Below are 8,184 nucleotides of genomic sequence, written 5' to 3'. Positions count from 1 at the left end.
CCCCGCCATTGTCGCCGCCGTCCGAATCGGCCCCGCCGGTTGAATTGTCCGTTCCGTTCGCGCCGTCATCGCCGCTCGAATTGTCGTCCTGCCCCGCGCTGTCGTCCTGGACTTTATCCGGGCCCTTCAGCATGGCGCCGTTGACGACGATGGACCCATCGGCCTTGGTGTTGATCACCCACTCCAGGCGACCGTCAGGCAGTGTCTTGCCAAAACCCTTGACGGCAAGCGCGAACGGGAAGGCCTGCACCATTTGCTCATCGCTCTTTGCCGCTTCCTTCAGGGCATCGACGATCCTGTCGTAGCCGGCGACGTCGATGGTCACGCTCCCATCGGCTTTCTTGCTATCCGGGAAATACACCTCGCCTTCCATGGCGACTTCGATACCGCCATTCTTCACTGTCGAGTGCCCGAACACGATCTTGGGCTTCTTGGCCTTGAAATCCTCGACCAAAGCCTTGCCGAATGCATCCGGCAGCGACGGATTCTTATTGAGATCAAAGGCTTCGATCGTCTTCCTTGCCATGGTATCGAGATCAATATTGGCGCCACCGAAGTTGAGGTCGATATCCGTCGGCAGCAACGCGACGCTCCAGGCGGGCAGCGCTTGCTGCGGGATCGTCAGGCCGGAGGCCTTGATCGAGTAATCGACTCTGCCGTTCGGTGAGATTCCGTCCATCGCGAACGCGGTGCTGAACTGCTTCGCCGCGAATTTGCCGACAGGGCTCTCCACCTCGAAATCCTTAAAGCTGTAGTTGCCGTCGATCCTTTCCCAGACGGGCAGCGCGGCCAACAGGAGCGATTTGAGCTCCGCCTGGTTAGCCTTGAGCTTGGCTTCGTCCTCGTTGGCGACGGCAAAGGCAAGAAGGTCGAGCAACGGCTTCGTCCGTACGCCCTTGCCATTCGCATCAACGGAAAGTTCGGGCGTTTTCAGGGTGACCGGAAAATTCATTCCGCTGTTGGGATCGTCCATCTTGATAGTCTCGACGAAGCTCGAGACCTTTTGCGTTGCCTTGAAGTCGACGCCGCCATTGGCCGACTTGGTGGCGGCAATCGTCGCGGTGCCGGCACCGGCGGTGACGTCCGCCTGCTGCTTGGCTTCCCGAGACGTCATCGTCATGCCGGCCATCGAGCTGGCGCCGCTGGTGAACGCCGCCAGGTTCGGATCGTAGACGGCGGAGCCCTTGCCGTCCTTGACCGAAACTTGCATGCTTTGCGGGCCTTCGGGTCCGTTGAATTCGAAGGACATGGTGTGGGAAAAATCCGAGGTGACGTCCCAGAATCCATCGCTGCGCGGCTTCACCATCAAGGCATAGGGCGCGAGGTCGATCTTGAACGGCTTCTGCTCCGGCAGGGCGCTGACCAGGGCCTTGACGTCCACTGCGATCTTGTAGGCGTCGCCTTCGACCGAGACCTTGAGCACGCCCTTCTCGAACGCCTGCTTGCCGAAATAGCGCGCCAGATTGTCCGAAAGCTGTTTGGCGCCCTGGCTGTCGACGGTCTGCGCAACGGCCGGCGCGCTGAAAGCAAGAATGAAAACAAGTGGCAAAACACGCTTCACGTCAGTCTCCGTCGGTCTCGGAAGGCAAATCGTTTCGTCTTCTGGTGGAAAAGAAGCATTACAGCCGCAAGACGATGACTGTAAGCCAAATCATCGAGCGGCTAAAGCACCAGCCGCATCAGCGGCCTGCCGGGCTTGCGCTCCAGAAGCCTCTCGAACCCGGCCTTCTCGAACACGCGCGACGAGCCGACGAACAGCCCGATCGAACGCGAATCGCGCGACAGATCGATCGGGCAGGCTTCCAGCAGCCTGGCGCCATTTTCGCGGGCAAAGGCGATGCCGCCGTCGACAAGGCGATGAGTGATGCCCCTGCCCCGCGCCTTGGCGCGAATGAAAAAGCAGGAGATCGCCCAGACGTTCGGGTCTTGGGCATCCGCGGGATCGACAGGCGCCGAGCCCCGGCCTTGATTGTTCCATTCAGGCACGTCGGCGCGCGGGCCGACCTGCATCCAGCCGACGGCCTTGCCGTCCTCGAAAGCTAGAAGCCCGGGCGGCGGGCCGGCTTCGATGCGCGCCTTGATGTGATCCTTGTTGCGCTCGCGGTCGCTCGCCCGCCGCTCCGCCGGGGTCAGCCGGAAATGCGTGCACCAGCAGCCGTAACAGGCGCCCTGCTTGCCGAAGAGATCCTCGAAATCGGTCCAATGCTCAGGACTCAGCGGTACTATGGTCGTGCTCATACGTTCTCCCCAGGCCAAGCTTGTTGCCGGCCCTGCACTGTCGTACCATTGCGTTTGTTCTCTTTATGTTCGCAGCGATGGCGGCTCCTGTCAACAATCCCGAACACGGCTTTTGTCGCGACTGCCTGGCTTCTCAGCGCAGCGAGACGCGCCGTTGCGAGCGCTGCGGCAGCCCGCGCCTTGTCCGTCATCCGGAACTCTACCGGCTGCACATCGCTCACATCGACTGCGACGCTTTCTATGCCGCCATCGAAAAGCGCGACAATCCGGCGCTGAAGGACAAGCCACTCATCGTCGGCGGCGGCAGGCGCGGCGTCGTCTCCACTGCCTGCTACATTGCCCGCATCCAGGGCGTGCGCTCGGCGATGCCGATGTTCAAGGCGCTCGAGGCCTGTCCCGAGGCCGTGGTGATTGCGCCGAACATGGAAAAATATGTCGGTGTCGGCCGCGAGGTGCGCGCGCTGATGCAGGCGCTGACGCCGCTGGTCGAGCCGCTGTCGATCGACGAAGCTTTTCTCGACCTCGCCGGTACCGAGCGGCTGCATGGCATGCCGCCGGCGCTTGTGCTGGCCCGCTTCGCACAGAACGTCGAGAAGGAACTCGGCATCACCGTTTCCGCCGGTCTCTCTTACTGCAAGTTCCTGGCCAAGATCGCGTCGGACTTCCGCAAGCCGCGCGGCTTTTCAGTCATCGGCGAAGCGGAAGCGCCAAGCTTTCTTGCCGGGCAGCCGGTCACGCTGATCTGGGGCGTCGGCAAGGCCTTGGCCGCGACGCTCGAGCGCGACGGCATCCGCACCATTGCCCAGCTGCAGCGCATGGAGCGCGGCGAGCTTATGCGCCGTTACGGTGTCATGGGCGACCGGCTCTACCGGCTTTCGCGCGGCGAGGACGACCGCCGCGTCGACCCCGGCGGCGATGCCAAGAGCGTGTCGGCCGAAACCACCTTCGACAACGACATCGGCTCGCTGGCAGAATTGGTGCCGGTGCTGCGCGGCCTGTCGGAAAAAGTCTCGGCGCGGCTGAAGAAATCCGGCATTGCCGGGCGCACCGTGGTGCTGAAGCTGAAGACGCAGGATTTCAAGCTGCGCACCCGCAACCGCCAGCTTGGCGATCCGACACGGCTGGCCGATCGCATCTTCCAGACCGGGCTCGATTTGTTGCGTCGCGAGACCGACGGCACGAAATTCCGCCTGCTCGGCATCGGCGTCAGCGATCTTTCCGACGACGGGAAGGCCGATCCGCCGGATCTGGTCGACGTCCAGTCGCGCAAGCGCGCAATGGCCGAAACCGCGATCGACGAGCTGCGCGACAAATTCGGCAGGAAGGCCGTCGAGACCGGTTACACCTTCGGCAAGGGCCGTGCCGCCAACCCGCCCGAGCCGCTCGAGGACTGAGACCGGCTGGCATTCATGGGGACTTGATCAGGTGCGCTGCAGGTCGATCCGGCTCGTCACCATGGTCTTGCCAGTTTTTGGATCCGTGTCGGTCACCGTCAGCCGCATGCTGTCGCTGCCGGTCTTTTCGACGGTCAACTGCGCTTTGCGGTCGCCATTGACCTCCTTTGCCCAACGGATGCCGAGGTTGAGCGCGTTGCCCGAACGGCTGCCGTTCAATTGCGCCGGCCCGGTACGCGAGCCGATGTAGACGCCGCTATAGCCCCTGCCGGTGGCCTTCAGATCCGCGCTGATCTCCCGCGTCATCAAGATCAGCCCGCGGCATTTGCCGTCGAGCGACAGCGAGGTCGAGGTAGCGCCGGATTTGAAGTCGCAGGAGATATTCACCGTCGGCGCATTCGCGCTCACCTTGAAGGTGCCGTTGCCGGCGAAGCTGCCCTGGAACGAGCGCAGGAAATCTGCATCGTCGGCGTAGGCGCTCGCGGCAGTCATCAGGCAGCCGGCGAGAACGAGCGGAACCACTGGTCTCATCGAAATTCTCCCCCGTTGGAGCCGAAACGCGCCTCCTGGCCTCGGAAGGCGCAAACAGACTCAGGAACGCAAGCGATCTTGGCAGGTTCCCCTGCCGATATCACCGTTTTGCAACAAGGCCGGTTGGCGTGAGGGTATTTTAAGACCGGCAGCGCTCAGGCCGAGAGCGCGGCCTTCGCCCAATCCAGCCGCGCTGCCGGCACCAGCCCGTAATTATAGAAGTTGAGACCATCGACATCAGCTGTCCGCGCCGGGATGACCTTCGCCGCTAGCAACTGCGGACCCGCCATTTCCGGGTAAAAAAGCCGGTAGCCGGTGCCGAGAAATTTGCCGGCGCCGAGCGCGGCGCGGCCGTCCGTCACCAGGCTTGCGACATCCTCGGCCTGCATGTCATAGGCGCAGAGGATCGCCCCGTCGCAGACCTTGCCGACAGCCGCCAGATCGCAGCCACCCAGCCAGCCTTCCTTGAGGTCGATGATGAGGACCTTGGTGACCGGATGCGCCACCTCGCGCAGCTCGGCGATCAGACTGGTCACCGGCTCGAAGCGCCAGACCAGATAGGCGTGTAGCTCCGGCCATGGCCCGAAAACCTCGAGTCCGCTCGCTGGAAAACCGGGGAAGCGCCGCTCCGGCACTGCGCGCTCGCAGGTCTCGACAATCCATTGCCGGACGAGCGCTCGCGCCGGTTCGGCGTTGACCCCGGCTTTGGCTGCGCGATCGACACAGGAGGGACAGAAGCACAGCGACAGCAGGAAATCCTCCTCGGGCGTGAGGCCGACGCCGTCCTTTTCGTGATGGTACTCATGGGCAAATCCCATGAAGGAAGGGCTTTCGAGTTCGATCCTGTCCGGTTTGTAGCCGTGCGAGATGTCCGCAACCAGCGCCCGGACATAGGCGCGCGCGTCGGGATGCGAGGGACAGAGATTGTAATAGTTGGGATCGCCGAAGGCGTCGCGAGTGACCGCCTCGGGATGAAGCATGCCGAGGCGGGTGTTGTGCAGGCACACCGTCCAGCAAGAGACCCCGGGGCCGCCCTGTTCCCACCGGCGGACGAGTTGGCCAAGCACGTCGCCGCCTTCGCTGATCACATCCGCGACCTTGGGCTGGATGGCGAGGTCGGCCCATCGCGCCGCTGACGGCTTGAAATAGATGGTGCCATCCTCTGGAAAATAGGCTTTTCGCCGCGGGCTACGCGGCTGCAGGAAGCGACCGGCATGATAGGAGGTGGCCAGGCTGATCATGTTGAGGCCGGCGCGCTGGACAATATCGCGCTCGACCGTCTCCAGGCCGAGATCCTGAATGTCCCAGGGATAGGTCCACATCGAAAGCTGCATGCTCATCCTCGGTTCTTCGTCCCTTCCGGGCCGGCGTCAGCCTTCGACCGGCTCGGCCACTTGCATCAGGCAGTCGCCCGCCTCGCACATGGTGTGCAGCCGGCGCGACAGCACGATGCCGCTTTCGGAGAAACGCATCGCCTCCTCGGCAAGCTCCAGCCGTTCGAGATCGTGATACCATCCCGCCAGCTGGCCAGCACTGACGCTGTCGCCGAGGCGGACCGCAGGCTCGAACCAGCCGCGCCGCGTCGAGTAGATGCCCTGGCTGTGCCTCGACAGCGAAAGCAACCGCGTCGGCTTCGCCGGCTCTGCGTCCGATGTGAGCACCGGCGCCGCGACCACGCCCAGCTCGACCATCAGGCGATCGAGCGCGCGAGCGGTAAGCGTCATCGAATCGACGGTAGCGGTTCCGCCGCCGCCGAATTCGCCGCTGACGCCGATGGCGCCAGCCCGGCGCGCGGCACCCATCGAGGTCGGCGAGGCCTGGCCGTTGTCTGCGACGAAGCCGAACGGCATCCCGAGCGCGCGCATTAGCTCGACACCCCGCCGATGGCGCTCGGCATCGGCATTGCGCTCGACCAGCGCCGTCGGCAGATGCTCCATCGAGGTGCCGCCCGAATGGATGTCGAAGACGACATCGTGACGGGGAAACAGTTCCGTTTCCAGGAAATGGGCGAGCCGACTGGTCGGCGTGCCCGTCGGATCGCCCGGGAACGCGCGGTTGAGGTTGCCGCCGTCCAGCGGCGAGCAGCGCTTGGCGGCCATAACCGCGGGCGTATTCGCCATCGGCAGGATTGTGATGCGACCGCTGATTGCGGCCGGATCGAGCCGGCGGATCAGCTTGGCCAGCGACAGCTCGCCCTCATACTCGTCGCCGTGGTTGCCAGCCATCAGCAGCAATGAGGGACCCTTCCCGTTGCGAATGGTGCAGATCGGTACCTTGACCTGGAAATAGGGTGAGCGGTCGACCGAGAACGGAATGCTGAGATAGCCGTGCGTTTTGCCTTCGCGGTCGAAATCGAGCGTGTGGACAAGGCCGGTATGCATGCTGTCCTCTCAGACGGCCGCGACGGCGGTGACTTCGATGCGCAGGTCCGGGTCGGCCAGACGCGCTTCGACGCAGGCGCGTGCCGGCAGGCGCTCGGGATCCACCCAGGCATCGTAGATCTTGTTCATCGCGTCGAAATCGCCGATCTGCGGCAAGAAGATGTTGACCGCCACGAGCTTCGACTTGCTGCTGCCGGCCTCATGCAGCAGCGCCTCGACTTTGGCCAGAACATCGCTGGTCTGCGCTTCGATGCCTCCCTTGCGGTCGTTGGCGACCTGGCCGGCTATATGCACCATGCCGCCATACACCACCGCCTGCGACATGCGAGAGCCGGACTGGAAGTATTTGATCATCTCGGATCCTTTCGAGTTCTTTTTGGAGGCCTGGTCAGCCGAAATAAGTCGGAATGGCATGGGCCACACGACCGGTCTCATCCACACCGAAAATAACGCGATAGCGGTCGAGGCAGGTGCAGGGATGCGAAATGCCGAATTCGATGACGTCGCCGACCGCGATGTCGTCGCCAGGCTGGAGAGCCAGGAAGGCATGCTGATCGTTGAGCTTGACTACCTGCGATTTCTCAGGTGAAGCCGGCAGCGGCTCGCCCGAACGATACACCCTGAGCGGCTTGGGAAAACCCTGGTCGAAGGAGACGTCGCGCATGCCCATGCCGCAAATGACGAGATCAGGTTCCGGCCGCGAAAGCACTTCGGCCCAGACACGCAGGACCGGACGGAAAGAATTGCGCGCCGAGGCGGTGGCGCCGCCGAGCTCGAAACCGCTGCGGCTGTCGACCGCGCCAAGCGATCGGTCATAGACGCCGTGGTCGTGGAAGAAGATGGCACCGCTGCGCAGCACCAGCGTCGCCTTGCCGTCCTGTTCGACCAGCGGCGAAAGCGCCGCCACCACCCTGTCGAAGAAGACCGACCCGCCGGCCGTCACGACCAGGGGAGCCTCGCCGCCGAGGCGAGCGCGGAGCCTGAGGAACATGTCGCCCACCGATGCCAGCAGCGCAGAGACCGCTTCATCGGTGCGCAGCGAATCAGGCTGAGCGGCAGCACCTTCATAGGTGCCGACGCCGGCAATGCGCAGCCGTCCGCCGGTCGCAGCGACGGCATCGGCGATTGCTTCGGCCTCGGCCGTGGTTCGTGCGCCGGCCCTCGCCGCGCCGAGCTCGACCAGGACACGCAACGGCGGGAGATCGGCAGCTGCCCGCCACGCATCCGCCAGTGCCCGCACGGCCGCGACCGAGTCGGCGAAGACATAGAGCTCGGCATCCGGCCACGCGCCAGTCAGTTTCGCGAGCCGGCCTGCACCACCGGCGCCGCCGACCTCGTTGGCAATGATCAGTCTCGAGAGACCCGCCTTCAGCATCACCGTTGCCTGCCTTATATCGGCGACCGTCGTGCCCCAGGCACCGGCCTTGACCAGCGAATGGGCGAGATCCGGCGCCATCGGCGTCTTGGCATGCGGCGCGACCGCAGCGCCCTGCTCGCGCGCATAACGCAGGAACAAGTCGCGATTTGAGGCGAAGGCCGCTTCGTCAAGGGTGAGCAGCGGCAGCGACATGCGGCCATCGGCCGGATGCCAGCCTTGCTGTCCGGCCAGGCTGGAATCCAATCCGGGCGTGCCGGGGGGC

Annotated in this window: 8 protein-coding genes; 1 reads left to right on the top strand and 7 read right to left on the bottom strand. The window is 64.1% G+C overall.

The features are described 5' to 3' along the window. Window positions 1–1,561 (bottom strand): hypothetical protein (locus EOA49_RS28540; protein WP_245460826.1); only part of this gene is annotated, 1,561 nt, incomplete at its 3' end. Window positions 1,562–1,662: 101 nt separating this feature from the next. Then, window positions 1,663–2,238: a GNAT family N-acetyltransferase gene (locus EOA49_RS28535; protein WP_095779266.1), complete on the bottom strand. Its 576-nt coding sequence runs from the start codon at window positions 2,236–2,238 to the stop codon at window positions 1,663–1,665. A 65-nt stretch (window positions 2,239–2,303) separates the two neighbouring features. On the opposite strand from EOA49_RS28535, the gene EOA49_RS28530 reads away from it, so the two are divergent. Next, window positions 2,304–3,632 carry a DNA polymerase IV gene (locus tag EOA49_RS28530; RefSeq protein WP_127241282.1) on the top strand — a complete coding sequence of 443 codons (1,329 nt, stop codon included), beginning with the start codon at window positions 2,304–2,306 and terminating at the stop codon, window positions 3,630–3,632. A 27-nt stretch (window positions 3,633–3,659) separates the two neighbouring features. Here the strand turns inward: EOA49_RS28530 and EOA49_RS28525 are convergent, their stop codons facing one another. The 5 genes from EOA49_RS28525 to EOA49_RS28505 all read right to left on the bottom strand — a co-directional run. Then, on the bottom strand, window positions 3,660–4,163 hold the full coding sequence (locus EOA49_RS28525; RefSeq protein WP_067000288.1) for a hypothetical protein: 504 nt from the start codon (window positions 4,161–4,163) through the stop codon (window positions 3,660–3,662). Window positions 4,164–4,318: 155 nt separating this feature from the next. Beyond that, window positions 4,319–5,497 carry a hypothetical protein gene (locus tag EOA49_RS28520; protein WP_127243492.1) on the bottom strand — a complete coding sequence of 393 codons (1,179 nt, stop codon included), beginning with the start codon at window positions 5,495–5,497 and terminating at the stop codon, window positions 4,319–4,321. 36 nt (window positions 5,498–5,533) lie between these two features. After that, window positions 5,534–6,544, bottom strand: coding sequence for a succinylglutamate desuccinylase/aspartoacylase family protein (locus EOA49_RS28515; RefSeq protein WP_127242076.1), 1,011 nt, complete (start codon window positions 6,542–6,544; stop codon window positions 5,534–5,536). Window positions 6,545–6,553: 9 nt separating this feature from the next. Continuing rightward, a complete protein-coding gene (locus EOA49_RS28510) occupies window positions 6,554–6,898 on the bottom strand; it encodes a RidA family protein (RefSeq protein ID WP_067000282.1) in 345 nt (114 codons plus the stop codon). A 34-nt stretch (window positions 6,899–6,932) separates the two neighbouring features. Beyond that, window positions 6,933–8,184, bottom strand: a 1,252-nt coding sequence (locus EOA49_RS28505; RefSeq protein WP_127243491.1) for an alanine racemase, incomplete at its 5' end; no start/stop codon positions are given.

This window comes from Mesorhizobium sp. M1A.F.Ca.IN.020.04.1.1, from assembly GCF_003997315.1.
In the GTDB taxonomy this organism is placed as follows: domain Bacteria; phylum Pseudomonadota; class Alphaproteobacteria; order Rhizobiales; family Rhizobiaceae; genus Mesorhizobium.
This window is presented reverse-complemented; position numbering and strand designations above follow the sequence as displayed.